This is a genomic window from Streptomyces sp. NPDC042638 (assembly GCF_040647235.1).
Classification (GTDB): Bacteria; Actinomycetota; Actinomycetes; order Streptomycetales; family Streptomycetaceae; genus Streptomyces; species Streptomyces rameus.
Genome location: NZ_JBEZBT010000005.1, coordinates 74,892 through 100,605 on the forward strand (window position 1 = coordinate 74,892; position 25,714 = coordinate 100,605).

The 25,714-nt window shown below is 69.9% G+C and carries 21 protein-coding genes, 1 tRNA gene and 2 pseudogenes; 4 read left to right on the forward strand and 20 right to left on the reverse strand.

Annotated features, from left to right (window positions below; all coding sequences use genetic code 11):
• Positions 1-18 precede the first annotated feature (18 nt).
• The 20 genes and pseudogenes from AB0B40_RS06310 to AB0B40_RS06405 form a co-directional block, all read right to left on the reverse strand.
• Positions 19-834: a F0F1 ATP synthase subunit delta gene (locus AB0B40_RS06310; RefSeq protein ID WP_345056147.1), complete on the reverse strand. Its 816-nt coding sequence runs from the start codon at positions 832-834 to the stop codon at positions 19-21.
• Positions 831-1,376, reverse strand: coding sequence for a F0F1 ATP synthase subunit B (locus AB0B40_RS06315; RefSeq protein WP_345056148.1), 546 nt, complete (start codon positions 1,374-1,376; stop codon positions 831-833). The genes AB0B40_RS06310 and AB0B40_RS06315 overlap by 4 nt, the downstream gene beginning before the upstream one ends.
• A gap of 38 nt (positions 1,377-1,414) precedes the next feature.
• A complete protein-coding gene (locus tag AB0B40_RS06320) occupies positions 1,415-1,663 on the reverse strand; it encodes a F0F1 ATP synthase subunit C (protein WP_345056149.1) in 249 nt (82 codons plus the stop codon).
• 71 nt (positions 1,664-1,734) lie between these two features.
• Entirely contained in the window at positions 1,735-2,571 is an 837-nt protein-coding gene (gene atpB, locus AB0B40_RS06325) for a F0F1 ATP synthase subunit A (RefSeq protein WP_345056150.1), read from the reverse strand.
• Positions 2,572-2,781: 210 nt separating this feature from the next.
• Positions 2,782-3,222, reverse strand: a complete 441-nt coding sequence (locus AB0B40_RS06330; protein ID WP_345056151.1) for a hypothetical protein — start codon at positions 3,220-3,222, stop codon at positions 2,782-2,784.
• Between the two features lie 300 nt (positions 3,223-3,522).
• Entirely contained in the window at positions 3,523-4,875 is a 1,353-nt protein-coding gene (locus AB0B40_RS06335; RefSeq protein ID WP_345056152.1) for an MraY family glycosyltransferase, read from the reverse strand.
• A gap of 225 nt (positions 4,876-5,100) precedes the next feature.
• On the reverse strand, positions 5,101-6,339 hold the full coding sequence (glyA, locus tag AB0B40_RS06340) for a serine hydroxymethyltransferase (protein ID WP_345056153.1): 1,239 nt from the start codon (positions 6,337-6,339) through the stop codon (positions 5,101-5,103).
• 100 nt (positions 6,340-6,439) lie between these two features.
• Positions 6,440-7,102 (reverse strand): protein-tyrosine-phosphatase, encoded by a 663-nt coding sequence (locus AB0B40_RS06345; protein ID WP_345056154.1) that lies wholly within the window; start codon positions 7,100-7,102, stop codon positions 6,440-6,442.
• A gap of 49 nt (positions 7,103-7,151) precedes the next feature.
• A complete protein-coding gene (locus tag AB0B40_RS06350) occupies positions 7,152-7,799 on the reverse strand; it encodes an L-threonylcarbamoyladenylate synthase (RefSeq protein ID WP_345056155.1) in 648 nt (215 codons plus the stop codon).
• Between the two features lie 52 nt (positions 7,800-7,851).
• Positions 7,852-8,697 (reverse strand): peptide chain release factor N(5)-glutamine methyltransferase, encoded by an 846-nt coding sequence (prmC, locus tag AB0B40_RS06355; RefSeq protein WP_345056156.1) that lies wholly within the window; start codon positions 8,695-8,697, stop codon positions 7,852-7,854.
• A 35-nt stretch (positions 8,698-8,732) separates the two neighbouring features.
• Entirely contained in the window at positions 8,733-9,809 is a 1,077-nt protein-coding gene (prfA, locus tag AB0B40_RS06360) for a peptide chain release factor 1 (RefSeq protein ID WP_345056157.1), read from the reverse strand.
• Positions 9,810-9,915: 106 nt separating this feature from the next.
• Positions 9,916-10,137 carry a 50S ribosomal protein L31 gene (gene rpmE / locus AB0B40_RS06365; RefSeq protein WP_345056158.1) on the reverse strand — a complete coding sequence of 74 codons (222 nt, stop codon included), beginning with the start codon at positions 10,135-10,137 and terminating at the stop codon, positions 9,916-9,918.
• Positions 10,138-10,346: 209 nt separating this feature from the next.
• Positions 10,347-11,477, reverse strand: coding sequence for an LCP family protein (locus tag AB0B40_RS06370; protein ID WP_345056159.1), 1,131 nt, complete (start codon positions 11,475-11,477; stop codon positions 10,347-10,349).
• A 329-nt stretch (positions 11,478-11,806) separates the two neighbouring features.
• Positions 11,807-13,837, reverse strand: a complete 2,031-nt coding sequence (rho, locus tag AB0B40_RS06375) for a transcription termination factor Rho (protein WP_345056160.1) — start codon at positions 13,835-13,837, stop codon at positions 11,807-11,809.
• 421 nt (positions 13,838-14,258) lie between these two features.
• The gene (gene thrB / locus AB0B40_RS06380; RefSeq protein WP_345056161.1) at positions 14,259-15,176 is read right to left on the reverse strand and encodes a homoserine kinase; all 918 of its coding nucleotides are present in this window, start codon (positions 15,174-15,176) and stop codon (positions 14,259-14,261) included.
• A gap of 274 nt (positions 15,177-15,450) precedes the next feature.
• Entirely contained in the window at positions 15,451-16,509 is a 1,059-nt protein-coding gene (gene thrC / locus AB0B40_RS06385; RefSeq protein WP_362263240.1) for a threonine synthase, read from the reverse strand.
• A 6-nt stretch (positions 16,510-16,515) separates the two neighbouring features.
• The gene (locus AB0B40_RS06390) at positions 16,516-17,808 is read right to left on the reverse strand and encodes a homoserine dehydrogenase (RefSeq protein ID WP_362263242.1); all 1,293 of its coding nucleotides are present in this window, start codon (positions 17,806-17,808) and stop codon (positions 16,516-16,518) included.
• A gap of 141 nt (positions 17,809-17,949) precedes the next feature.
• Entirely contained in the window at positions 17,950-19,341 is a 1,392-nt protein-coding gene (gene lysA, locus AB0B40_RS06395; protein WP_345056164.1) for a diaminopimelate decarboxylase, read from the reverse strand.
• Positions 19,342-19,395: 54 nt separating this feature from the next.
• Positions 19,396-20,793: an ArgS-related anticodon-binding protein NrtL gene (nrtL, locus tag AB0B40_RS06400; protein WP_362263245.1), complete on the reverse strand. Its 1,398-nt coding sequence runs from the start codon at positions 20,791-20,793 to the stop codon at positions 19,396-19,398.
• A 484-nt stretch (positions 20,794-21,277) separates the two neighbouring features.
• Positions 21,278-21,649: pseudogene (locus tag AB0B40_RS06405) on the reverse strand (response regulator); the annotation flags it as partial.
• A gap of 165 nt (positions 21,650-21,814) precedes the next feature.
• Here AB0B40_RS06405 and AB0B40_RS06410 point away from each other — a divergent pair.
• The 4 genes and pseudogenes from AB0B40_RS06410 to AB0B40_RS06425 form a co-directional block, all read left to right on the forward strand.
• Positions 21,815-21,886 (forward strand) — tRNA-Arg (locus AB0B40_RS06410).
• Between the two features lie 693 nt (positions 21,887-22,579).
• Positions 22,580-23,050 carry a GNAT family N-acetyltransferase gene (locus AB0B40_RS06415; RefSeq protein ID WP_362263248.1) on the forward strand — a complete coding sequence of 157 codons (471 nt, stop codon included), beginning with the start codon at positions 22,580-22,582 and terminating at the stop codon, positions 23,048-23,050.
• 511 nt (positions 23,051-23,561) lie between these two features.
• Complete coding sequence (locus tag AB0B40_RS06420) at positions 23,562-25,364, forward strand: hypothetical protein (protein WP_345060715.1); 1,803 nt, start codon at positions 23,562-23,564, stop codon at positions 25,362-25,364.
• 192 nt (positions 25,365-25,556) lie between these two features.
• A pseudogene (locus AB0B40_RS06425) lies at positions 25,557-25,689 on the forward strand (cupin domain-containing protein); the annotation flags it as partial.
• Positions 25,690-25,714: the final 25 nt, after the last annotated feature.

Here is a 25,714-nt window from a genome sequence, read left to right on the forward strand (position 1 = left end):
CGGAATATCGAGTTGCTGCTAGCTCGCCATGCGGCGGGCGGCCTCGTCCAGCCGGTCCGCGATGGAGCCGTTGATGACCTCGTCACCGACCTGCACCCGGACACCGCCGACGACCTCGGGGTCGACGTCGAGGTTGAGGTGCATCCGACGCCCGTAGAGCTTGGCCAGGGCGGCGCCGAGGCGCTCCCGCTGCCCGTCGCTCAGGGGCACTGCCGACGTGACGACGGCGACCATACGGTTCCGGCGCTCGGCGGCGAGCTTGGACAGGGACTCCAGTCCCGCTTCCAGGCTACGTCCGCGCGGCGCGGTCACAAGGCGCGTCACCAGGCGCTCGGTGGCCGGCTTGGCCCGCCCGCCCAGCAGCCGGTGCAGCAGCTCGGACTTGGCCGAGGCGTCGGCGGCACGGTCGGTGAGCGCGGCGCGCAGCTCGGTGCTGGAGGAGACGATCCGGCCGAACCGGAACAGCTCGTCCTCGACGTCGTCGAGGGTGCCCGTCTTCTCCGCGGCCGTCAGGTCGGCGATGTCCGCCAGCTCCTCCAGCGCGTCCACCAGGTCGCGGGGCTGCGACCAGCGGGAGCGCGCGGCACCGGCCACCAGGTCGGCGGTGACGCCGCTGACCTGGCCTCCGATCAGACGCTGGACCAGCTCCGCCTTGGCGTCCGCGGGCTGCGCCGGGTCGGTGAGGACCCGGCGCAGGCCGGCCTCGCGGTCGAGCAGCGCGGTGACGGCCGCCAGCTCGTCGGCGAGCTGCGCGGCATCCACGGACGTGGAGTCCGTCAGCGCGTCGAGACGCTCACGTGCGGCTGCCAGGGCCTCGCGGCTCGCTCCGTTCATCGCGTGGCCTCGGCCTTCTCCTCGAGCTCATCGAGGAAGCGGTCGATCACACGGCTCTGGCGGGCGTGGTCCTCGAGGGACTCGCCGACGAGCTTGCCGGCCAGTTCGGTGGCGAGCTTGCCGACGTCCTGGCGCAGCGCGGCCGCGGCGGCCTTGCGGTCGGCCTCGATCTGGGAGTGACCGGCGGCGACGATCTCCTCGCGCTGCCGCTGGCCCTCGGCCCGCATCTCGGCGATGAGCGCGGCACCCTGCTCCTGAGCCTCCTGGCGCAGGCGCGCGGCCTCGTGCCGGGCCTCGGCGAGCTGGGCCTTGTACTGCTCAAGGACGCTCTGGGCCTCGGTCTGTGCGGCCTCGGCCTTTTCGATACCGCCCTCGATGGCCTCGCGACGCTCTTCCAGAACCTTGTTGATGTTCGGGAGGAGCTTCTTGGCGAGGAAGCCGAAGACGATGACGAAAGCGATCAGGCCGATGACGAGCTCTGGGATCGGCGGGATGAGGGGGTTTTCGGCCTCCTCAGCCGCCAGCTGAACCAGGGGGCTCATATCAGTGCCTTTCGTCTATGTGGTGCGCGGCGGTCGGGTCAGGAGGCCGGGTAGACGAACGGCATGACCAGACCGATCAGGGCGAGCGCCTCACAGAAGGCGAAGCCGAGGATCTGGTTGGCGCGGATCAGGCCGGCCGCCTCGGGCTGGCGGGCGAGGGCCTGCGTGCCGTTACCGAAGATGATGCCGACGCCGACACCCGGGCCGATGGCGGCGAGACCGTAACCGATGGAGCCGAGGTTGCCCTTGATCTGGACGCCGGCGGCAAAGGTTTCGAGAGCGGACATGCCGGTTCTTCCTTCTCTTTCAATGACCGGTGGGGGTTGGCCACCGGATGTCTGGGTGGGAGGTCGGGGGCTCAGTGGTGCTCGGCGAGCGCGCCCTGGATGAAGCTGCAGGTCAGCAGTACGAAGACGTAGGCCTGAACAGCCTGGATGAAGAGCTCGAAGGCCGTCATCACGATGACCATCACGAACGAGACGGCGGAGTAGGCGATGCCGATGCCGTTCAGCATGTACCAGCTGGCGATCGTGAAGAGCAGCAGCAGCGTGTGACCGGCGAACATGTTCGCGAAGAGCCGGACGGCGTGGGTGAAGGGCCGCACGAGCAGGTTCGAGAACAGCTCGATCGTCATCGACAGCGGAAGCACCGCGCCGAGCGACTTGTCGTAGCCGGTGAAGTTCTTGAAGGCGCCGACGAATCCGTGCCGCTTGAAGGTCAGCGAGACCCACAGGATGTAGACGATGGCGGCCAGGGCGGCGGGGTACGAGATGATCGACGTGACGGGGAACTGGGCGACCGGGATGATCGACCAGAGGTTCATCATCCAGACGAAGAAGAACAGCGAGACGACGAGCGGGACGTACTTCTCGCCCTCCTTCTTGCCGATCGTCTCGTAGACCACACCGCGCCGGATGAAGTCGTATCCGCTTTCGGCCACCAGCTGGAGCTTGCCCGGGACGACCTTCGGCTTGGCGAAGGCGGCCCAGAAGAAGCCCACGATGATGATGGAACCGAGCAGCGCCAGCAGCATCGTCTTGTTGAAGTACACGTTGCTGTCCGCGTTGCCGATGAGCGGCTGGAACAGGAACGAGTGCAGGCCCGGAGCCGGGAAGCCGCACCCGTCGAACAGGTGACAGCTCGAGTCGAAAGCGAGCGTCTGCGTCGGGTCAGCACTCACCGCGGGCTCCTTCATCGTGGCGCATAGGTACGGCAACCTCGTTGTGTCGGCGCGGCGCGTGGCCGCGGTTCGGCACGGGACTGGTGTTACGGATGTGGGGGCGGCTGGGGGGCATCGTGCCTCGCGCTTGAGCAGGCGTCAGCTCAGATGCCCGCGCCCGCGATGCCGCAGTTGGCACCGGACGATAGCAGCATCTCTCGTGCGCCTTTATCCCGGCCCTACCTCTCACGACGAATGCCCTGTCTTCTCGGGCTTGTCGCCCTTCGACGAGGCATCGGGCTCGACGTAGAGAATCTTCGCCTTCATGTGGGCACGCGCCTGCGCGGCGATCCACGTCACGGTGGTGACCACGAGCGCGATGGCGAAAGCGCGGGGATTGAACAGCGTCGTGTTCTTGAACAGGGCGACGAAGATGACCAGCAGCAGCAGCTGGGCCGCGTAGAGCATCAGGCCCATCATCTGGAACAGCTGGGGAAAGGATTTGGCGGTGCGCTGGAGCACATAGAGGCCGATCCCCATGAAAGCGATGACCACCAGCGTCCCCACGACGGCCCCGATCGCCCCCTTCCCGCCGGCGACCACACCGCTGACGACGGCGGCGATCGCGCCGACGACAGCCGTGGGCACGGCGGTCTGGGTCAGGATCCGGGCGTCATTGGACGGCATGGCGGCAACTCCGCTTTCACAGGGGGCAGGTGTCGTCATGGACGAGCGTAGTCCCGGGCTGAGTGATCGAGACCTCACACCAATGGACCGTCGCATCACGGTCCTTCGGCTCTATCCGGGGTTCTCGTGAACCGTATCACAAACTATTTGATGAGGTCTTTACCTGCTAGGTGTGCTTGCTGTCACACATGAGAGTGACAGTGCCCGTCTGTGCAAAAACCGAGCCGTCTTGTCTGGTATTGGGGCCTTTGCTCCCCCACGACTTGGCAATGCTCTAGTCAGATTCTTACCTTGCCCGCCTTATCGGCGATCAATGAAACGCGAACGAGCGCCGATCGCGGTCGCTCCGTTGACGCCCGACACACCGGCCGTGACCGGGGCGCGCTCCCCCGCCTCCGAAGCCTCAGAGGGCTCAGAGGGCTCAGCAGCCTCAGACGCCTCGGACGACTCGGAGGCCGCGGTCTGCTCCGCCGCGGCTTCGGGAGTCCCGCGTCGGTACCGCGGCGGCACGAACCGCTGGGCCCACACCGGCACGCGCGGGGTGAAGCGCGGGAGCAGCAGCAGGATCAGCCCGACCGAGCTGAGGAAGACCACGCCCAGCACGATCCACATCGACGCCGAGTTGACGGAGTACGCCAGCGCCCCGAAACCGATCAGCCCCGACCAGAAGTACATGATCAGCACGGCCCGGCTGTGCGAGTGGCCGATCTCCAGCAGGCGGTGGTGCAGGTGGCCGCGGTCGGCGGCGAACGGGGACTGACCGCGCCAGGTGCGGCGGACGATCGCCAGGACCAGGTCGGCGGCGGGCACGGCGATGATCGTCAGCGGCAGCAGCAGGGGGATGTAGACCGGGACCGTCTGGTGGACGGCCGCCTTCTCCGAACCGGTGAACAGGGCCAGCGCGTCCGGGTCCACCTGGCCGGTGATGGAGATCGCGCCCGCCGACAGCACCAGGCCGATCAGCATCGAGCCCGAGTCGCCCATGAAGATCCGCGCCGGGTGCATGTTGTGCGGCAGGAAGCCCAGGCACATGCCCATCAGGATCGCCGCGAAGAGCGTGCCGGGAGCGGCGGCCTCGATGCCGTACGAGTACCAGATCCGGTACGCGTACAGGAAGAACGCGCCGGCCGCGATGCACACCATGCCCGCGGCGAGGCCGTCCAGGCCGTCCACGAAGTTCACGGCGTTGATCGTGATGACCACGAGCGCCACCGTCAGCAGCGTGCCCTGCCACTGGGTCAGGGCGACGTTGCCGACGCCCGGGATGGGCAGCCACAGGATCGTCAGGCCCTGCATGACCATCACGCCTGCGGCGATCATCTGACCGCCCAGCTTGATCAGCGCGTCGATCTCGAACTTGTCGTCCAGGACACCGATCAGCCAGATCAGGGCGGCACCGGAGAGCAGCGCCCGCGGCTCGTTGGACTTGGCGAAGACCTCGTTGAGGTTGGTGAGGTGGTCCGCGACCAGCAGGCCCGAGCACAGGCCGAAGAACATCGCGATGCCGCCGAGGCGCGGAGTGGGCTCCCGGTGCACGTCACGTGCCCGGATCTCCGGCATCGCCCCGGCCACGATCGCGAACTTCCGTACCGGCCCCGTCAGGAGATACGTCACCGCGGCCGTGATGCAGAGCGTCAGGAGGTATTCACGCACGGGCTTCCCCACAGGTCTCGCTGGCCATCACAGCCCCACACCCTAGCGACGGATGCATATGGATGAGGACAGCCGGGTAGCGACGATGGTTCCACGCGGGGCTGTCTCTCTCCGCGTCGCCGTGCTCCCGGCAAGGTCCACAACGGGACACACCAGGCCGTACACACCAGGCTGTACACACCAAGCTGTACACGCCAGGCTGTACGGAACCGCGCCTGTCCCCGCTCACCCGGGATACGGCGGGTACGGGCCGGTGAGTGCGCGCACCTCCTCCCGTGCGGCGGCCGGCTCCGTCCGCCCGCGCAGCACGGCCGCCAGCAGCGCCGCGATCCGCACCATCTCCGCCTCGCCCATGCCCTGCGTCGTCACCGCGGCCGTGCCCAGGCGCAGCCCGCGGCCGTCGCCGTGCGGGAGCACGCAGCAGTCCAGCACCAGGCCGGCCGCGAGGAGCCGGCCGCGCGCGGTACGGCCGTCCACGCCGAGCGGAGCCGGGTCCGCGGTGATCAGGTGGGTGTCCGTGCCGCCGGTGGTGACGACCAGCCCCTCCGCGGCCAGGTGACCGGCCAGTACGCGCGCGTTGGCGACCACCTGGTGGGCGTACACGGTGAAGGCCGGGGTCGCCGCCTCGCCGAACGCGACGGCCTTGGCGGCGATGGTGTGCATCTGGGCGCCGCCCTGGGTGAAGGGGAAGACGGCCCGGTCGACGCGCTCGGCCAGCCCGGCACCGCACAGGATCATCCCGCCGCGCGGGCCGCGCAGCACCTTGTGGGTGGTCGCGCACACGATGTCGGCGTACGGCACCGGGTTCGGCGCCGCTCCCCCGGCGACCAGCCCGATCGGATGGCCGGCGTCGGCGATCAGATAGGCCCCGACCTCGTCGGCGACCTGGCGGAAGAAGGCGTAGTCGATGTGGCGGGGGTAGGCGATCGAGCCGCAGACGATGGCCTTGGGCCGGTGGTTGCGCGCCAGGTGGCGCACCTGGTCGTGGTCGATCAGCCCGGTCTCGGCGTCGACGCCGTAGCCGACGAAGTCGAACCAGCGGCCGGAGAAGTTCGCCGGCGAGCCGTGGGTGAGATGACCGCCGTAGGGCAGACCGAGGGCGAGGACGGTGTCGCCGGGGCGCAGCAGGGCCGCGTAGGCGGCCAGGACGGCCGAGGAGCCGGAGTGCGGCTGGACGTTGGCGTGCTCGGCGCCGAACAGGGCCTTGGCCCGGTCGATCGCGGCGCGCTCGGCGACGTCGACGATCTCGCAGCCGCCGTGGTGCCGGGCGCCCGGGTAGCCCTCTGCGTACTTGTTGGCGAGCGGTGAGCCGAGGGCGGCGAGCACGGCCGGTGAGCAGAAGTTCTCGGCGGCGATCAGCTGGAGCGTCGTGGACTGCCGCGTCAGCTCCCCGAGCAGGAGTTCGGCCATCGCCGGGTCCTGCCGCCGCAGGACATCGGTCTCGTGAGCGGTGGTGACCGACATGACGGGCTCCGGGCGGTCGACGGTGACGTATCCCCAATGTAGGCCCGGGGTACGACGGACGCGCGACCGTTACGGCCGTTTATGTCGGCATATACAGGGCTCAGGTGTGGGCGGGTACGCCCGTCAGCGCGGTGACGACCGGGTCCAGCGCGTCCCGTATCTCGTCGCCGACGGACCGGAAGAAGGGCAGCGGGGCGCCGTACGGGTCGTACACCTCGTCCGCCTCGGCGGTCGGGGCGAGCAGCCAGCCGCGCAGCGCGGCCGCCGCCCGCACGAGTGCCCGGGCCCGCATGACCACACCGTCCTCCAGCGGCGGCAGGGTGGCCGGATCTATCGCCCGGACCAGGCGGGTGAACTCCTTCAGGGTGAAGGTGCGCAGGCCCGCCGAATGGCCCATGGAGATGACCTGGGCACGGTGGTCCCGGGTGGCGGTCAGCACCAGGTCGGCCATGATCACGTGCTCGTCCAGCAGCTCCCGGCCGACGAAGCCGGTGGCGTCCGCGCCGAACTCGCCGAGCACCGTCTCGGCGTTGGCCTCCATGGGCGCGCCCTCGTGTCCCCAGGTGCCCGCGCTCTCCACGACCAGGCCGCCGCCGAGCACGCCGAGCCGCTCCGCGACGAAGTGGCGGGTGAGCCGCTCGGTGATGGGCGAGCGGCACACGTTGCCGGTGCTGACGTGGAGGATGCGGAAGGTGTCGCGGGGAAACCCGAACGTCGTCGTCTCCTCCGCGCTGAAGCCCCCGCCGCCGCCTATGCCACGCATGGGGGCACCCCCTGCTCGAGCGTCGGGAGCCCGGGGGTTTCAGGGGCCGTCAATTCGCCACCTCGAGGTCGGGTACGACCTTGCGCAGCTCCTCCGCGGAGAGCGCGCCGGCGCGCAGCAGCAGCGGCACCTCGCGGGAGACGTCCACGATGGACGAGGGCACGTTGCCGGGGGTGGGGCCGCCGTCGAGGTAGACCGAGACGGAGTCGCCGAGCATCTGCTGGGCGGCGTCGCAGTCCTCCGGCGCCGGGTGGCCGGTGAGGTTGGCCGAGGAGACGGCCATCGGTCCGACCTCGGTGAGCAGCTCGATGGCGACCGGGTGCAGCGGCATGCGCACGGCGACCGTGCCCCGGGTGTCGCCGAGGTCCCACTGGAGGGAGGGCTGGTGCCGGGCGACGAGCGTCAGGGCGCCCGGCCAGAACGCGTCGACCAGCTCCCAGGCCAGCTCGGAGAAGTCCGTGACGAGGCCGTGCAGGGTGTTCGGGGAGCCGATGAGGACGGGGGTGGGCATGTTGCGGCCCCGGCCCTTGGCGGCGAGCAGGTCGGCGACCGCCTCCGAGGAGAACGCGTCGGCGCCGATGCCGTACACCGTGTCGGTCGGCAGCACCACCAGCTCGCCCCGGCGGACGGCGGACGCGGCCTCGCGCAGACCCGTCACGCGGTCGGTCGCGTCGTTGGTGTCGTATCGCCGTGCCATGTCTAACGGGCCTCCTCGTACACGTACTGCGGGGTTGAAGTCAGCGGGGTGGTCACGGCAGCGCCTTGCGGGCGGTGGCGAAGCGTGGCCGGTTGTTGAGGTCGGGGTGGTCGGCCGCGTCGGCCCAGCCCCGCTCCTCGGTGAAGATCCACGGCACCTGGCCGCCCTGGGTGTCGGCGTGCTCGATCACGACGACACCGCCGGGGCGCAGCAGCCGGTGCGCGGTGCGCTCGATGCCCCGGATGAGGTCGAGTCCGTCCTCGCCGGAGAACAGCGCCAGCTCGGGGTCGTAGTCGCGGGCCTCGGGCGCGACGTACTCCCACTCGGTGAGCGGGATGTACGGCGGGTTGGAGATGACCAGGTCGACCTGGCCGTCGAGGTCCGGGAAGGCGGAGAGGGCGTCGCCCTGGCGCAGGTCGACCCGCGAGCCGGCCACGTTCTTCCGCGTCCACACCAGGGCGTCCTCGGACAGCTCCACGGCGTGCACGCGGGAGCGGGGCACCTCCTGGGCGAGGGCGAGGGCGATGGCGCCGGAGCCGGTGCACAGGTCGACGATGCACGGCTCGACGACGTCCATGGCGCGGACCGCGTCTATGGCCCAGCCGACCACGGACTCGGTCTCCGGCCGGGGCACGAACACCCCGGGGCCGACCTGGAGTTCCAGGTAGCGGAAGTAGGCCCGGCCGGTGATGTGCTGCAGCGGCTCGCGCTGCTCGCGCCGGGCGATGACCTCCCAGTACCGGGCGTCGAAGTCGGCGTCCTTCACGGAGTGCAGTGCACCGCGCTTCACGCCGTGCACGAACGCGGCCAGCTCCTCCGCGTCGTTGCGCGGCGAGGGCACGCCGGCGTCGGCGAGCCGCTGGGTGGCCTGGGCCACCTCGGCGAGCAGCAGGTTCACGCGAGTCCTCCGTGTCGTACTCGTGCGTACGTGTGTTACGCGGCGGCGAGCTTCGCCGCCGAGTCGGCGTCGACACAGGCCTGGATCACCGCGTCGAGGTCGCCGTCCAGGACCTGGTCCAGGTTGTACGCCTTGAAGCCGACGCGGTGGTCCGAGATGCGGTTCTCCGGGAAGTTGTAGGTGCGGATCTTCTCGGAGCGGTCGACGGTGCGGACCTGGCTGCGGCGGGCGTCGGCGGCCTCCCTCTCCGCCTCCTCCTGCGCCGCGGCGAGCAGCCTGGAGCGCAGGATACGCATCGCCTGCTCCTTGTTCTGCAGCTGGCTCTTCTCGTTCTGGCAGGAGGCGACGACTCCGGTCGGGATGTGCGTGATGCGCACGGCCGAGTCGGTGGTGTTGACGGACTGGCCGCCCGGACCGGAGGACCGGTAGACGTCGATGCGCAGGTCGTTCTGGTTGATCTCGACGTCTACCTCCTCCGCCTCCGGCGTGACGAGGACGCCGGCCGCCGAGGTGTGGATACGGCCCTGGGACTCGGTCGCCGGCACACGCTGCACGCGGTGCACACCGCCCTCGTACTTCAGCCGGGCCCACACGCCCTGGCCGGGCTCGGTGGCGCCCTGGCCGCCCTTGGTCTTCACGGCGACCTGGACGTCCTTGTAGCCGCCCAGCTCGGACTCGGTGGCGTCGATGATCTCGGTCTTCCAGCCGACGCGCTCGGCGTAGCGCAGGTACATCCGCAGCAGGTCACCGGCGAACAGCGCCGACTCGTCGCCGCCCGCGCCCGCCTTGATCTCCAGGATGACGTCCTTGTCGTCACTCGGGTCGCGCGGGACGAGCAGCAGGCGCAGCTTCTCCGTCAGCTCCTCGCGCTGCTTCTCCAGGACCTTCACCTCGGCGACGAAGTCCGGATCGTCGGCCGCGAACTCACGCGCGGTCTCGATGTCGTCGCCGGTCTGCTTCCAGGAGCGGTACGTGGCGACGATCGGGGTCAGCTCGGCGTAGCGCTTGTTGAGCTTGCGCGCGTTCGCCTGGTCCGCGTGGACCGACGGGTCGGCGAGCTTCTTCTCCAGATCGGCGTGCTCGGCGACGAGTTCCTCGACGGCCTCGAACATCTTGGGCTCCTGTACTGCGGTGAAGGGTAGGGCGGGCGACCAAAAACGCCGGTCCCGGGCACACCCCGGAAGAGGGCGCGACCGTGGACCGGCGAAATGGGGCTCGCTACTTCTTGGAGCCGGCGGCCTTGCCGAAGCGGGCCTCGAAGCGGGCCACACGGCCACCGGTGTCGAGGATCTTCTGCTTGCCCGTGTAGAACGGGTGGCACTCGGAGCAGACCTCGGCCCGGATGGTGCCGGACTCGATGGTGCTGCGGGTGGTGAACGACGCGCCACAGGTGCAGCTGACCTGCGTCTCGACGTACTCGGGGTGGATCTCGCGCTTCAAGGTGTCTCCTAGATTCCGGGAGGGCGCCGGGTCGCCGCCGCGGGATGCGGGAGCGTGAACCGGAGCCGACGTACCAGTCTGCCAGGACTGGGGCCATCCACCCAAACCGGGGGTGCGGTCGTTCTATTCCTGCGGGTGAGCGGGCCCGGCCGCCCCTGGGGCGTGTCCGAATATTCCCGTCGAGGCGGACGGGAATGGTCAGACGGGCCCTAGCTCACCACGCCCTTGGCCTCGCCCGTGGCGGTGCCCTCGGTGGCCGCCTTCGGGATCGGCCTGTCGTTCTTCAGGGCGTCCCAGACCAGCTGCGCCTTGGACTTCTCCAGCAGGACGCGGTTGGGGTTGGCCGGGTCGTACTGGACGGGCATCGTCACCATCTTCATGTGGGACGAGCTGATGCCCTTGAGGCTGCCCGCGAAGTCCATCAGGGAGTTGACCGAGCCGATGTCGGAGTCGGTGGTGACGGCCTTGGTGGCGGTGTCGGCGAGGTCGAACAGCTTCTTGGGGTTCGTGAAGACGCCGACGTGCTTGACCTGGTCGGTCAGCGCCTTGATGAACGCCTGCTGGAGCTGGATGCGGCCCAGGTCGGAGCCGTCGCCCACGCCGTGCCGGGTGCGGACCAGGCCGAGGGCCTGTTCGCCGTCCAGGGTGTGCGGGCCGGCCTTCAGGTTCAGGTGGCTCTGCGGGTCGCGGATGTCCTTCGTCGTGGTGACCTGGACGCCGCCGAGGTCGTCGATGAGCTTCTGGAAGCCCGCGAAGTCGACCTCCAGGTAGTGGTCCATCCGGATGCCGGTGATCGACTCCACGGTCTTCACCGCGCAGGCCGCGCCACCGGTGGAGTAGGCCTCGTTGAACATCACGCCGGACGCGGCGGAGTGCGGGGTGCCCTTGGTGTCGGTGCACCGGGGGCGGTCGACGAGGGTGTCCCGCGGGATCGAGACCACGCTGGCCGCCTTGTGACCCTCGTACACGTGGACGATCATCGCGGTGTCGGAGCGGGCACTGCCGTCGTCCGTGCCGCCGCCGAGCTTCTTGTTCGTGCCCGCACGGGTGTCCGAGCCCAGGACCAGGATGTTCTCGGAGCCGTTGTCGATCTTCGTGGGCCGGTCGCTGCCGAGGGCCTGGTTGATGTCGACGCTGTGCAGGTTGCCGTTGAGCTTGAGGTACACGTACCCGGCACCGACCCCGCCCAGCACGACCACGCCCGCGGCGGTCCAGGCCGTCGCGCGCAGGGCCTTGCGGCCCGTGCTGGGCGCCTTGCGTCGGCGCCCCTTGCCGCTGCGGCGGGGTCCGGTGGTGCCCGGCTCGGTTATCGCGGGCTCCGGCGTGCTCTCGGCGGCCACATCGCTCCCAGGTCTCGGTGGTCGGTCTACCCCCTGCGGTCAGGGTCGGGCGCGGTCGTCACCGCTCCATCGTCGCTCCGACTGGTCAGACGGAGGAACTCGGGAAAGGGTTGCACGACGCAAAGTGCCCGTCGCGTGCAGCGACGGGCACAGTGCGTTGCCGGACGAGTCGGGCGTACCCGGCTCACCTGCGATTTCAGCCGAAGATGTCGTACTGCTGGAAACCCGTCCCGACGGTCTTGGATGTGGCAAAGATCTCGCTCTCTGCGCCGAAAGGCCGCCCCCTGTCACTCCTGTGACAGGGGGCGGCCCTCCTCTGACCTGCGGGCTCAGTCGCCGTTGCCCGGCGTCGGCGTCGTCTTCTGGATCTGCATCAGGAACTCGACGTTCGACTTGGTCTGCTTCATCTTGTCGAGAAGCAGCTCGATCGCCTGCTGCTGGTCCAGCGCGTGCAGCACCCGGCGGAGCTTCCAGACGACGGCCAGCTCCTCGTTGCCGAGCAGGATCTCTTCCTTACGGGTGCCGGACGCGTCCACGTCCACCGCCGGGAAGATGCGCTTGTCGGCGAGCTTGCGGTCGAGCTTGAGCTCCATGTTGCCGGTGCCCTTGAACTCCTCGAAGATCACCTCGTCCATGCGGGACCCGGTGTCCACCAGGGCGGTGGCGAGGATGGTCAGCGAGCCGCCGTCCTCGATGTTGCGCGCCGCACCGAAGAACCGCTTCGGCGGGTACAGCGCGGTCGAGTCGACACCACCGGACAGGATGCGGCCGGAGGCCGGCGCCGCCAGGTTGTAGGCGCGGCCCAGACGCGTGATGGAGTCGAGCAGCACGACCACGTCGTGACCCAGCTCCACCAGGCGCTTGGCGCGCTCGATGGCCAGCTCGGCGACGGTGGTGTGGTCCTCGGCCGGACGGTCGAAGGTCGAGGAGATGACCTCGCCCTTGACCGACCGCTGCATGTCGGTGACCTCTTCCGGACGCTCGTCGACCAGGACGACCATCAGGTGGCACTCGGGGTTGTTGTGCGTGATCGCGTTGGCGATCGCCTGCATGATCATGGTCTTGCCGGTCTTCGGCGGGGCCACGATCAGACCGCGCTGGCCCTTGCCGATCGGCGAGACCAGGTCGATGATGCGGGTGGTGAGCACGCCCGGGTCCGTCTCCAGGCGGAGGCGGTCCTGCGGGTAGAGCGGGGTCAGCTTGTTGAACTCCGGGCGGCCGCGGCCGTGTTCGGGCGCCATGCCGTTGACGGAGTCCAGGCGGACCAGCGCGTTGAACTTCTCGCGGCGCTCGCCCTCCTTCGGCTGACGGACCGCACCGGTGATGTGGTCGCCCTTGCGCAGGCCGTTCTTGCGGACCTGGGCGAGGGAGACGTACACGTCGTTCGGGCCCGGCAGGTAGCCGGAGGTCCGGATGAAGGCGTAGTTGTCGAGGATGTCCAGGATGCCCGCGACGGGGATCAGGACGTCGTCGTCGGCCACCTGCGGCTCGGCGGCGATCTCGTCGCGGCCACGGCGGCCACGGCGGTCGCGGTAGCGGCCACGACGGCCGCGACGGCCGCCCTCGAAGTCGTCGTCGTCCTGCGGGCCGGCGCCCCGGTCCTGACGGCCGCCGCCCTGCTGCTGGCCCTGCTGCTGGCGGTCCTGACGGCCGCCGCCCTGCTGGTCGTCGCCCTTGCCGCGGCGGTCACGGTCCCGGCCGCGCTCGCGGCGGTCGCGGCGGCCACGGCCCTCGCCGTCACCGGCGTCGCCCTTGGCGTCGCCCTGCTGCGACTGCGCGGACGTGTCGGCCTTGGACTCGTTCCTGGCCTCGGCGGCGACGGTCTCGGCGCCGTTCTGGGCCGGGCTGCCGGCATCGGCGGTGGCGCGGCGGCGACGGCGCTCGGTCGGGGCGTCGTCGGCGGGGGCGCCTGCCTGCTCGACCGGAGCCGAAAGCTTGGGGGACGGCTGGCCGGGGATCTCGATCTGCTGCTGGGCCACGGCCTTTTCGGCGGGCGCCTCGGCAGCCTTCTCGGCCTTCTTGCCGTCGTCCTCGCCGGTACGGGCCTTGGAGGTGGCCCGGCGCTTCGGCTTGGTCTCGGCGGCGTCCCCGGCGGGGGCGGACGCTGCCTTGGGGGCGGCTCCCCCGGCGGCCTGCGCCTCCTTGATGACCTCGATCAGCTGGCTCTTGCGCATCCGCGCGGTGCCCCTGATGCCGAGGCCCGAGGCAACCTGCTGCAGCTCGGCCAGCACCATGCCCTCGAGGCCGGTACCACGGCGCCGCCGGGAGCCGGCACCGGTGGCAGGCGCGGAGGCGTCCGTGGCGGGCGCGGCAGCGGTCTCCTCGACACGTGCGCCCATCAGATCGGTGGTGTCGCTCACGAAGGGTCCTTCCCTGGAGCGGACGTCGGCCTGTCTGGCTCGGCGACCGGTTGTGCTGTCCGACTACGGTCCTGTCTTCGGTGAACCGTGCCGGGGCGGTGGTCCGCCAAAGCGGCGGAAGAAATGTGCGGTGATGGCGCTTCCGCGAGTCGTGGCACTCAGTGTCACGCGGCGTGGTAGCACCGGTTCCGGAGCGCCCCCAAGGGGGGTACCCCCACCGGCGGCCCGCTCAGTGCCCGCATACGACGTACTGCCCAGGTACGGCGCAAGGAACACGGAGTGGCGCGGGAGGCTCCCGGAAGAATGTCTGTCCCGGACGGGGACACGAGGCACCTCGCCATGGTGGGGTCGGGTGCAGACTTGAGATTAACACTACCGGATCCAACAAACATTCCCCCTCTCCAAATCCGGCAACCGTGTGTCAGGTCGCAAGCGGCAGCACGCTCGCTCCCTGAACGTCCAGGTCCAGCCGGTTGGCGGCCCAGCCCTGACCCGCGAGGTGAGAGACCTTGTCGGCGCTCTCGGTGTCGGCGAGGGCCATGACGGTGGGGCCCGCGCCCGAGATCACGGCCGGGATGCCGTCGGCGCGCAGCCGCTCCACCAGCGCGGCGCTCTCCGGCATGGCCGGGGCGCGGTACTCCTGGTGGAGTCGGTCCTCGGTGGCGGGCAGCAGCAGTTCGGGGCGCCTGGTCAGGGCCTCGACCAGCAGGGCGGCGCGGCCCGCGTTGGCGGCGGCGTCGACGTGCGGCACCGTGCGCGGGAGCAGACCGCGCGCGGTCTCGGTCAGGACCGGCTTCCCGGGGACGAAAACCACCGGAACGATGGAATCGTGCGGCTCCATCCTGATGGCGCGGGCGGTGCCGGCCTCCATCCAGGAGAGGGTGAAGCCGCCGAGCAGACAGGCGGCCACGTTGTCCGGGTGCCCCTCGATCTCGTTGGCCAGCTCCAGCAGCGCGGCGTCGTCCATACGGGTCTCGCCGCCTATGGTCACGGCGCGGGCGGCGACGATGCCGGCGCAGATCGCCGCGGAGGAGGAGCCCAGGCCCCGGCCGTGCGGGATGCGGTTGGCGCAGACGATCTCCAGGCCGCGGGGCTGCCCGCCCAGCAGGTCGAAGGCGGTGCGCAGGGAGCGCACGAGGAGGTGGCTCTCGTCACGCGGGAGGGTCTCGCTGCCCTCGCCCGCGATGTCGATGTGCAGCCCGGAGTCGGCCACCCGGACGACCACGTCGTCGTAGAGCCCCAGCGCGAGGCCCAGGGCGTCGAAACCCGGGCCGAGGTTGGCGCTGGTGGCGGGAACGCGCACCCGGACGGCGGCGGCGCGGAAGGCGGGACCGGCCATCGCTCGAAGACTCTCCTTGAGCTGCGTGACGGTCGAACGGCGCTCGAGGGATCCGATGGCCGTTCGGTGGACTGCCGATGACTGACGTGCGAAGACCCGTCGGGCCGCGGAGACGGCGCGGCCTCGTGCCATACGCGAGGGCATATGCGGTAGGCGGGTTCGCTACAGCCTATCGAAGGAAGGTTCAGTGGCGACATAGGGCGCACAGGAGGCGCACGATGCGTGTCGTAAGCCCCCTGTGCACCGCGTCAGAGACGCACCGGAACCGGGGCGCTCAGGCGAGGCCGAGGCGCTCGGCGGCGGTGGCCGCGTCGACCGGCACGGTGACCGGCTGCGGGGCGCCGGCGACGGCCCAGTCGGGGTCCTTCAGGCCGTTGCCGGTGACCGTGCACACGATGCGCTGGCCCGGGTCGACCTTGCCCTGCTCGGCGGCCTTGAGCAGACCGGCCACGGAGGCGGCGGAGGCGGGCTCGACGAAGACACCCTCCTGCGCGGCCAACAGGCGGTAGGCGCGCAGGATCTCACGGTCCGTCACCTCGTCGATGACGCCGCCGGACTCGTCCCGCGCGGCCAGGGCGTAACTCCAGGAGGCGGGGTTGCCGATGCGGATGGCGGTGGCGATGGTCGACGGGTCCTTGACGACCTCACCGCGCACGATCGGGGCGCTGCCGGACGCCTGGAAGCCCCACATGCGCGGCGTCCCGGCGGCGACGCCGTCGGCGGCGTACTCCTTGTAGCCCTTCCAGTAAGCGGTGATGTTGCCCGCGTTGCCGACCGGGAGGACGTGGATGTCCGGCGCGTCGCCGAGCATGTCCACGATCTCGAAGGCGGCCGTCTTCTGGCCCTCGATGCGCACCGGGTTGACCGAATTCACGAGCGCCACGGGGTAGTTCTCGCTCAGTGCCCGCGCGAGGGTGAGGCAGTCGTCGAAGTTGCCGTCGACCTGGAGGATCTTCGCGCCGTGCACAAGGGCCTGGCCCATCTTGCCGAGGGCGATCTTGCCCTGGGGCACCAGCACGGCCGACACCATGCCCGCCCGCACCGCGTAGGCGGCGGCGGAGGCAGAGGTGTTGCCCGTGGAGGCACAGATGACGGCCTTCGCCCCCTCCTCCTTGGCCTTGCTGATGGCCATGGTCATACCGCGGTCCTTGAAGGACCCGGTGGGGTTGGCACCCTCCACCTTCAGGTGGACCTCGCAGCCCGTGCGCTCGGAGAGCACCTGCGCGGGCACGAGGGGCGTGCCGCCCTCGCGGAGCGTCACGACCGGCGTGGTGTCCGATACCGGCAGCCGGTCCCGGTACTCCTCGATGATTCCGCGCCACTGGTGGGTCATTGCTGGTTACTCTCCTTCAACCCGCATGATGCTGGCGACACCCCGCACGGTGTCGAGCTTGCGCAGTGCCTCGACGGTCCCGGTGAGAGAGGCGTCGGAGGCCCGGTGGGTGACGACGACGAGGGAGGCCTCGCCGTCCTTGCCCTGCTGCCGAACGGTGTCGATCGACACCCCGTGCTCGGCGAAGACGGTCGCGACCTGGGCGAGCACACCCGGTTTGTCCGCGACGTCCAGACTGATGTGGTAGCGCGTGACGACGTCGCCCATCGGGGAGACGGTCAGGTCGGCGTAGGCCGACTCGCCGGGCCCGGTGGCGCCGTTCAGCCGGTTGCGGCAGACCGCGACGAGGTCGCCGAGGACGGCGGAGGCGGTGGGCGAACCACCGGCGCCGGGCCCGTAGAACATCAGCTGTCCGGCGGCGTCGCTCTCCACGAACACGGCGTTGTACGCGCCGCGCACGGAGGCGAGCGGGTGCGTGAGCGGAATCATCGCGGGATGCACGCGCGCGGTGACCGACGACCCGTCCTTGGACCGCTCGCAGATGGCGAGCAGCTTGATGGTGCAGCCCATCTCCTTGGCGGAGCGGAAGTCGGCGGCGGTGACCTCGGCCATGCCCTCGCGGTACACGTCGTCCAGCCGCACGCGCGTGTGGAAGGCGATTCCGGCGAGGATGGCGGCCTTGGCGGCGGCGTCGAAACCCTCGACGTCGGCGGTCGGGTCGGCCTCGGCGTACCCGAGGGCGGTCGCCTCGTCCAGGGCCTCCTGGTAGCCGGCCCCCGTGGAGTCCATCTTGTCGAGGATGAAGTTGGTGGTGCCGTTGACGATGCCGAGCACCCGGTTGACCTTGTCACCGGCGAGCGACTCGCGCAGCGGCCGGATCAGCGGGATGGCGCCGGCGACGGCGGCCTCGTAGTAGAGGTCCCTGCCGTGCTCCCCGGCGGCGGCGTGCAGGGCGGCACCGTCCTGGGCGAGCAGGGCCTTGTTGGCGGAGACCACGGAGGCGCCGTGCTCGAAGGCGGTGGTGATGAGCGTCCGGGCGGGCTCGATCCCCCCGATGACCTCCACCACCACGTCGATGTCGCCGCGTTTGACGAGGGCGGTGGCATCGGTGGTGACGAGCGCGGGGTCGATGCCCTCGCGCTCCTTGCCGGTACGCCGTACGGCCACGCCGGCGAGCTCGACCGGGGCCCCGATCCGGGCGGCGAGGTCGTCGGCGTGCGTCGTCATGATGCGCGCCACCTCTGAGCCGACCACTCCACAGCCCAGCAGCGCCACCTTCAGCGGACGCGTACGCATCATCCGACCTCGTTTCCTCATACCGTCTACGGTTGGACCAGTCTCACTCACCGGACGGGAGTTTCTACCCTTCGTCCGGATCGTGAGACATCTATTTCATTTGTACGGGACTGGCAGACCGGAGATCTTCCGGCCCGCGCGGCGTCACCCGACGTCGAGACGCAGGAGGTCCTCCTCCGTCTCACGCCGGACGATGACCCGGGCCGCCCCGCCCTCCACGGCGACGACGGGCGGGCGGAGCACATGGTTGTAGTTGCTGGCCATCGACCGGCAGTACGCACCGGTGGCCGGCACCGCGATCAGGTCGCCCGGCGCCAGGTCGGCCGGCAGGAACGCGTCCTTCACCACGATGTCCCCGCTCTCGCAGTGCTTGCCGACGACCCGGGCGAGCGTCGGCGCGGCGTCGGAGGCGCGGGAGACGAGCGCGACGCTGTACTCCGCGTCGTACAGCGCGGTCCGGATGTTGTCCGACATGCCGCCGTCGACGGAGACGTACGTCCGCAGCCCCTCCAGCGGCTTGACGGTACCGACCTCGTACAGGGTGAACGCGGTCGGCCCGACGATGGCCCGCCCCGGCTCCACGGAGATCCGCGGGGTCCGCAGCCGCGCGTTCTCGCACTCCCGCGTGACGATCTCGGTGAGCGCCTTGGCGATCTCGTGCGGCTCACGGGGATCGTCGTCACTCGTGTACGCGATACCGAGCCCACCGCCGAGATCGATCTCGGGCAGCTCGACCCCGTGCTCGTCCCTGATGTCCCTGAGCAGCCCGACCACCCGGTGGGCGGCGACCTCGAAGCCCGACATGTCGAAGATCTGCGACCCGATGTGCGAGTGGATCCCGATCAGCTCGAGCCCGTCCAGCTGGAGCGCCCGCCGTACGGCTTCGGCGGCCTGCCCCCCGGCGAGCGGGATCCCGAACTTCTGGTCCTCGTGGGCGGTGGCGATGAACTCGTGCGTGTGCGCCTCCACACCCACGGTGATCCGGATCTGGACCTTCTGCCGCTTTCCCAGCGACTGCGCCGCGTGGGCGACCCGCACGATCTCCTGGAAGGAGTCGACGACGATCCGCCCCACACCCGCGCTTATGGCGCGGTGGATCTCCTCGCCGGACTTGTTGTTGCCGTGGAAGGCGATGCGCTCGGCGGGCATCCCGGCGGACAGCGCGGTGGCCAGCTCCCCGCCGGAACACACGTCCAGGTTGAGCCCCTCCTCGTCCAGCCACCGCACGACGGCCCGGGACAGGAACGCCTTCCCGGCGTAGAAGACGTCGGCGTCCGGACCGAACGCGGTACGCCAGGCACGGGCCCGGGCCCGGAAGTCGGCCTCGTCGAGGATGTAGGCGGGCGTGCCGAACTCCTCGGCGAGACGGGTGACGGGAATCCCCCCGACGCTGACCACACCGTCGTCGGCGCGCGTGACGGTCTGGGCCCACACCTTGCGGTCAAGGACGTTGAGGTCGGCGGGCGGCGCGGAGTAGTGCCCCTCGGGCAGGACATCGGCGTGGCGGGGCCCTGCGGGGTGGGCGGAACGGCTCATGACGTGACTCTCAGACTCTCTGTCTCTCTCCGGAGCGCATCCTCATCGGGCGCCTCAGAGGTGTTCGGGTGCGTCGATACCGAGCAGGGACAGGCCGCCGGCCAGCACCGTCCCGGCGGCTTCGGCAAGGGCCAGCCGGGCCCGGTGGGCGGCCGAGGGTTTCTCCTCGCCGACGGGAAGCACGAAGGGCAACAGCGGCAGCACGGCATCGGCAACGGTGACCAGATGCCGGGCAAGCCGGTCCGGGGCACGACGGGTGGCGGCCACGGCGAGGATGCGGGGGTGGGCGGCGAGGGCGGGGAGGAGGGGGTGGGTGGGGGTGGAGGCCGGGGTGGGGGCCGTGGGGGTGGCGGTGCGGTACCGGTCCGGGGTGGGGGTGCGGTCCGGGGCGGGGGGCGGGGTGATCGGGGTGATGCCGGGGGCGTGCGCGTGGGGGGCGGCGCCGGGGGTGGTGGCGTCGTCGGCGGCGGCGTCCGGGACGAGGGCGACGCCGGTCACGTGCACGTGAGGGACGGCGCCGGGGGTGGCGGGCTCCGGGTAAGGGCCACCGCCGGAGCCGGCGTCGGTACCGCCGCCGGGGATACCGCCGGTGGGGGCCCCGGTGCCGCGGTCGGCGGTGAGGGGGCCGGGCTCGGCAGCGAGGGGACCCGGCTCAGCGGTGAGGGGGCCGGACTGGACGGTCAGGGGACCGGACTCGGCGGTGAGGGGGCCGGGTTCGCCGGTGAGGGGGCCGGGTTCGCCGGTGAGGGGACCGGGCTCGGCGGTGAAGCCGAGGTGGGCGGCGTTGCGGCTGAGGGAACGGATGCGGGCGTGCGCGTACCGCACTCGGAAGAGCGGATTGCCCTCCCGCTGGACCAGGTGATCGGCGGTGATCCGGGGCCGGTCGTGCGGGGCCGGGTGGAGCAGGGCCCACTGGGCGGCGTCGGGCCCGAGCGGTGCGGGGTCCTCCGGGGCGGGCACGGGCCGCAGGTTGACAGGCTCGCCGTGCTCGACGGTGGCACGGCCGCCCTGGGTCCCCACGATGCGTACGACGGCGTCGGCGACGACCTCGGCCCGCACCTCGTACGGCACGCGCAGCGCGACGACCTGCCCCGCGAGGGCGTCGCCGTACCCGTACCGGGCGCCCTTCTCCCTGATCTCCCGCACCAGCCCGACGAGGGGATCGGCCTGAGCGTCGAGGCTGATGTTGAGGAACCCGGGCCCGGTGACGACGACGTCCCGGATGCCGGCGGCCTCGGCGAGGCGGGGCCGCAGGATCTCGGCGACGCGCAGGGGCGGCTGCCCGGCGGACCGGGCGAGCTGCAGGGCGATGGTGGTGGCGAGGTCCCCGCATCCGCCGGGCCCCGGCTCGGTCACCACGGCCCGGTCGGGAACGGTCACACTCAGCTCCCCGTCGTCGACAGCACGACGCACCGCGTGCAACACGGTGCGGGAGAGCTCGACGGGGGTCACGGGACAAGCGTAGGGGAGGAGGGGGGTGGGTACGCGAGCCGGTTACGCCTGTTCACTTGCCGTACGCACCGGCCTGCCCGGCGAGCGACATCCCACCCGAAACACGGCCGGGGCGCCGTCACTGCCCCGACAGCCCGCCACGCCCCTCGACCGGGCCGACCCCGGCCGAACTACCGCGCCCGGCGAAGCCGTCGTGCCCGGGGAAACCGTCATGGGCGGGGAGGTCGTCATGACCAGGGAAGTCCGCATGCCCCTGCCCGGAAGACTGGGAAGAACCGGACTGGGAAAGCCCGGAAGACTCGGAAGGCCCGGCGGAGACCCCATGCCCGGGGAAGCGTCCATGAAGGGGAGACTCCTCGCCCCCGTCGATCTCCGCGACAGCCTCCCCGTCACCACCCCCACCCCGATCTCCGCCACCATCACCGTCTCCCCCACGGCCCTCTCCCCCGGACCCGTCTCCCCCGCCGCCCTCGTGCCCGGTCTTCCGCTCGATGAGGTCCTTGACAAGCCGTACGAGCTCGGAGGGTTCGAAGGGCTTGGCGAGAAAGGCGTCGACGCCGACGTCCAGGCCGGTCTCGACCTCGAACTGCGTACACGCGCTGATGATGGCGAGAGGCAGGTGCTGCGTACGGGGATCGGCCCGGAGCCGGGCAGCGGTACGCAGCCCGTCCAGCCGGGGCATGACGACGTCGAGCGTCACGACGTCGGGCCGCACCTGGTGCACCACGTCCAGACACTCGGCACCATCGGCCGCGGTCACGACCTCCAGCCCTTCAAGCTCGAGGTTGACCCTGATCAGTTGCCGGATGACCTTGTTGTCGTCCACAACAAGCACCCGGCCCGAGGCGCCTGGCACAAGTCGAGAGTAGGTCCGGACCGGCCACCGCGTCCGGGTTTTCCCCACTTCCACCCCGTACAGGGCACCCGCCCACCCTCTCCGGCGAAACGGGTTCCTGATCACCCCCGCGGACCTGCTAATGTTCTACCCGTCGCCGCGAGCGAGAAGCTCAACGCCCGACACGCCCCCGTAGCTCAGGGGATAGAGCAACGGCCTCCGGAGCCGTGTGCGCAGGTTCGAATCCTGCCGGGGGCACCTTGGATCAGGTGCCCAAAGACCCCGACACCAGCGGAAACGCTGAGGCCGGGGTCTTCGCGTATGTGCAGGCGTGTGCGGCCCGAAGCGGCCGTACGACGGGGTCTGTGGACGAGGCGTGGACGGGATCTTGAGGCGTCTGCCCAGGTCAGCTCCGGCAAACGGCGAGGCCCCGGGACAAGTCCAGGGGCCTGAGGGTCGGTTCATCGGCGGTGCCCGGCAGTAGCCGATCTCGGTCGGCTGACCGTCGCGGTAGAGCACAGTGCAGTGGCCGCGCCTTGAGGGCAAAAAACAGTCCCCAGTAGTACTGCTCGTGTCCTGAACCTTCAGTCGTCACTGTTGCTCGGTATCGCGCCGGCTTGCTGGGGGCCTGAACCACATCCTGTCCAAGTCACCAGCCGGCTAGACGTCCTCATCGACTTTGCAACTCTTTCGGTGTTATGGCCTACTAACCACGATGTACACCAGATGCCATAAGTCAATAGCCTTTCGATAAGTTTGGAAGGAAACCTCTCCCTTGGGCGCGGTCACAGCCCGGCGTGCCAGTCCCGCTCCAGATCGCCTGGGTCGAATACGCTGCGAAGACGTCCGACCTGGCGGCCTCGACAACGCGGATGCGCGGGAATGCCGCCCGGTATCGGCTCTTCACGTAGGTCGGGGCGGCGCAGCTGTCGGATGCGGAAGGGGTGTGGCATGAGATCCCCGAGCGTGCTCCTACGGGAGATCACCGACGACAACCGCGATGCCGTCCGTGCCCTCCGCGTCCGACGTGACCAGAAGCAGTTCGTCGCCTCCGTGTCCCACTCCCTCAAGGAGGCGGCGAAGAAACCGGAGGCCAACCCCTGGTACCGCGCCGTGTACCGCGGCGATGAGCCAGTCGGCTTCGTGATGCTGTCGTGGAAACCGCCGGCTGGTCTTTACAAGGGGCGACACTTCCTCTGGCGCCTCCTCGTCGACAAGCGGTATCAGGGGCGAGGGATCGGCCGAGAGGCGCTCACGCAGGTTGCCACCCTGGTTCGCGCGGACGGCGCCACCGAGCTGCTGACCAGCTACGAGCCCGGCGACGGCGAGCCGTGGCCCTTCTACCAGAAGTTCGGGTTCGAGCCCACCGGGGAGATCGACGAGGGCGAGATCGTTCTGCGACTCACCTTCCCCGCTCGGTGAGCTGTTTACGGAATCACGGACAGTTTTGACCTGCGGTGGTCACACGACGAGAGGCTGGTGACCACCTGGAAGTCGATGCCCACCATCTCCATGTCCGCCCCAAGTGACCGTTACCCCGCATCTGGCCATTCCTTCGGAGACTTCGGCGGTTCCGGGTCCGCCTGCCGGTATCGGCAAATGAACCCGGGAGACCGCCAGGAGAAGGCCCCCAGCGCAATCTCTGATCACTCGTACTCGCGCAACAACCCCTCGACTCCGATTGACGACCTCCTGTCGACCGTCGACCCACGTGACGTAGCGACTCAGCAGGGCCTCGACACTCGACCCCACCCCGGCTCAGAAGAGTGCATGCGCGCTGGACGGCCCGGTGCTGCTGATCGCTCGCGGTGACTGTGCGCGCGGACCACTTCAGAAATCCGAGGGGCGACGTCAACTGGCTTGGCATATGCCAGTACGTTGGCCAACGCCGTAGAGAGTGGCTATGTCATCGCTCTATCAACCAGGAGACTCCGTGCCCATACGCCGCCTTGCAGCCACTGCCGTGATGGCGGTAGCAGCAACCGTCGTAGTGACCGCGCCAGCAGAGGCGGCCACCAAGTCCACTGCCACCATCACATCCTCGTCACTGTCCACGTCGGTCGGGGGAACGGTGAGCCTGGGCGGACACATCTACCCGTCGACCGGCCGTGCCTACCAGTGGCAGGAGCTCGTTTCCGGGCACTGGGTGAAGGTCGCTTCCGGGAAGACCAACTCCCATGGCGATGCCTACTTCAGCCAGAAGAACACCACCGCCGGACGTCACTCCGCTCGCCTGTTCGCGCTGAAAACCTCGAGGTACGCCTCGGCAACCTCCCGCCCCGTCTCGTGGACCGCATATGCGAAGACCACGGCTACCGCGCGTCTCAGTGCGCCGACAGTCGAGCTGGCGGCGCCGGCCACCCTGACCGTCACCCTCTCTCCTGCCGCGGTCAGGCCGGTCACCCTGCAACGCTACTCCGGCGGTACCTGGAAGACCGTCGTGAACGCCACTACCTCGTCCGGCGGGAAGCACGCCTTCTCCCTGGACACCTCATCCCGCGGCACGACCTCCTATCGAGTCGTGGCTCCCGCCGCGGGCTACGCGCGTGCAGCCACTAGCGCGACGGTCAAGCAGACCGTCACCGGGCCGTTCACCGCCCCGTACGTATTCGGCATCGACACCGCCAACGCGGCCCGCGTCGTGGCGTACTCCCCCTCCGGAGGAGCGACCCGCACTCTGTACACCGCCTCCGGCTATAGCACGACCATCAAGGCCCACGCCGCAGGCCCCGACGGCACCATGCTGTGGAGCGAACAGAGGCAGGACCACTCGTGGCAGGTCAAAGCCAAACGCCCCGGGCAGGCAGTGCGCACGCTGGCCACAGTTCCGTCCACCAGCAGCGTCACCGAGGTTGCGCTCAACCACAACGCTACCTGGGCAGCCTGGGGAACCGTGCCGTTCGCCAGTCCCTACCAGGGCAGCAACACCCAGACCATCCACGTGCAGAACCTGACGGGCACAGCGCCGGCGAAGGCCTTCACCGGCCAGCAGGATGGAGACGCCTTCGTCAACATCGTCTTCCTGCCGACGCCCGTGAACGCCGGCTCGGTCGGCCACCTGGTGACCGCCCGTGTCATCGGTGCTTACGGCGGCGTGGGCCGCGTCTTCTACAACCCGGACACCGCAGCGGCGACCTACCCGACGCTCCCGGACAGCGCGAACACCCTCAACGGGTGGGGCATGGAACCGGAGAACCTGCCAGTCCCGGACCCTGCAGGTGATGAAGTAGCGGTCTACGGAGGCAACACAAGCAATGAGGCACCGAACGGGCAGTGGATCTACCACCTGGACACCGGCGCCCTGACCCCCAACAGCGCCATTGCAGACTATGTCGGTACCCCGGGGAACCCATGGGACCCCAGCCGCGTAGCGGACCTGGCAGTGTTGTCAGCCTCCCCGGACGGCACCCGTATCGCCCACTACGCCCCGCAGCCCGACAATTCCCTGCACACCGTCGTCACCGACGCTGACGGGTTCAGCAACGCACACGACTACGGCGCGATCGGGGTCAACGGCCCCGTGCCGACGTGGTACGACAACGACCACATCTGGACGGCAGCGTCGAGCTACAACGACACACCTGCGGGCGGGTGGGAAGGCACCTGGGACGACTATCAGCGGGCGCTCTACAACCTCTCCACCGCCAAGCGTGAGTGGGTCAGCCCTGACAGTGGCCGGGTCACCTCGGATGGTGCGCGCGCCCCTTGGTGGGGATACACCATGAACGCGCTCTGATCCCCCACCCAGGCACCGACGCCGCAGGTTGCCGAGGAGAGCGGCGAGGAGTGACGGACCGGGCAATCCTCCTCCCTCATGAGGCGCCACCGCCCGATGTCGGCTGCAGAAGAGTGGGTTCCGGCCCCAACAGGTCCCGTCTGGCCTGATGTTCACGGCGGTATCGGCTCTCGTACTTGTCGGAGGCCCCGCATGCGCCACGCTCTCCGTACCGCCATAACAGGGGTGGTGACCGCTGCCACCGTTCCTGGTCTGCGGCACCGCCCAGGCCACGCCTCCGGGACCGGGGGTCACCGCCCGCGTGATCCGTCAGACCACCGTCGGTGTCCGCGGCCTCAATCATGAGAGGG

Bases quoted from the DNA above. Each gene is read 5' to 3' on its own strand.
- AB0B40_RS06315 (WP_345056148.1), bottom strand. From the start codon at position 1,376: ATGAGCCCCCTGGTTCAGCTGGCGGCTGAGGAGGCCGAAAACCCCCTC.
- thrC (WP_362263240.1), bottom strand. From the start codon at position 16,509: ATGACCCACCAGTGGCGCGGAATCATCGAGGAGTACCGGGACCGGCTG.
- AB0B40_RS06310 (WP_345056147.1), bottom strand. From the start codon at position 834: ATGAACGGAGCGAGCCGCGAGGCCCTGGCAGCCGCACGTGAGCGTCTC.
- AB0B40_RS06345 (WP_345056154.1), bottom strand. From the start codon at position 7,102: ATGCGTGGCATAGGCGGCGGCGGGGGCTTCAGCGCGGAGGAGACGACG.
- AB0B40_RS06350 (WP_345056155.1), bottom strand. From the start codon at position 7,799: ATGGCACGGCGATACGACACCAACGACGCGACCGACCGCGTGACGGGT.
- atpB (WP_345056150.1), bottom strand. From the start codon at position 2,571: ATGAAGGAGCCCGCGGTGAGTGCTGACCCGACGCAGACGCTCGCTTTC.
- AB0B40_RS06415 (WP_362263248.1), top strand. From the start codon at position 22,580: ATGAGATCCCCGAGCGTGCTCCTACGGGAGATCACCGACGACAACCGC.
- AB0B40_RS06330 (WP_345056151.1), bottom strand. From the start codon at position 3,222: ATGCCGTCCAATGACGCCCGGATCCTGACCCAGACCGCCGTGCCCACG.
- prfA (WP_345056157.1), bottom strand. From the start codon at position 9,809: ATGTTCGAGGCCGTCGAGGAACTCGTCGCCGAGCACGCCGATCTGGAG.
- AB0B40_RS06390 (WP_362263242.1), bottom strand. From the start codon at position 17,808: ATGATGCGTACGCGTCCGCTGAAGGTGGCGCTGCTGGGCTGTGGAGTG.
- lysA (WP_345056164.1), bottom strand. From the start codon at position 19,341: ATGAGCCGTTCCGCCCACCCCGCAGGGCCCCGCCACGCCGATGTCCTG.
- thrB (WP_345056161.1), bottom strand. From the start codon at position 15,176: ATGGCCGGTCCCGCCTTCCGCGCCGCCGCCGTCCGGGTGCGCGTTCCC.
- glyA (WP_345056153.1), bottom strand. From the start codon at position 6,339: ATGTCGGTCACCACCGCTCACGAGACCGATGTCCTGCGGCGGCAGGAC.
- AB0B40_RS06320 (WP_345056149.1), bottom strand. From the start codon at position 1,663: ATGTCCGCTCTCGAAACCTTTGCCGCCGGCGTCCAGATCAAGGGCAAC.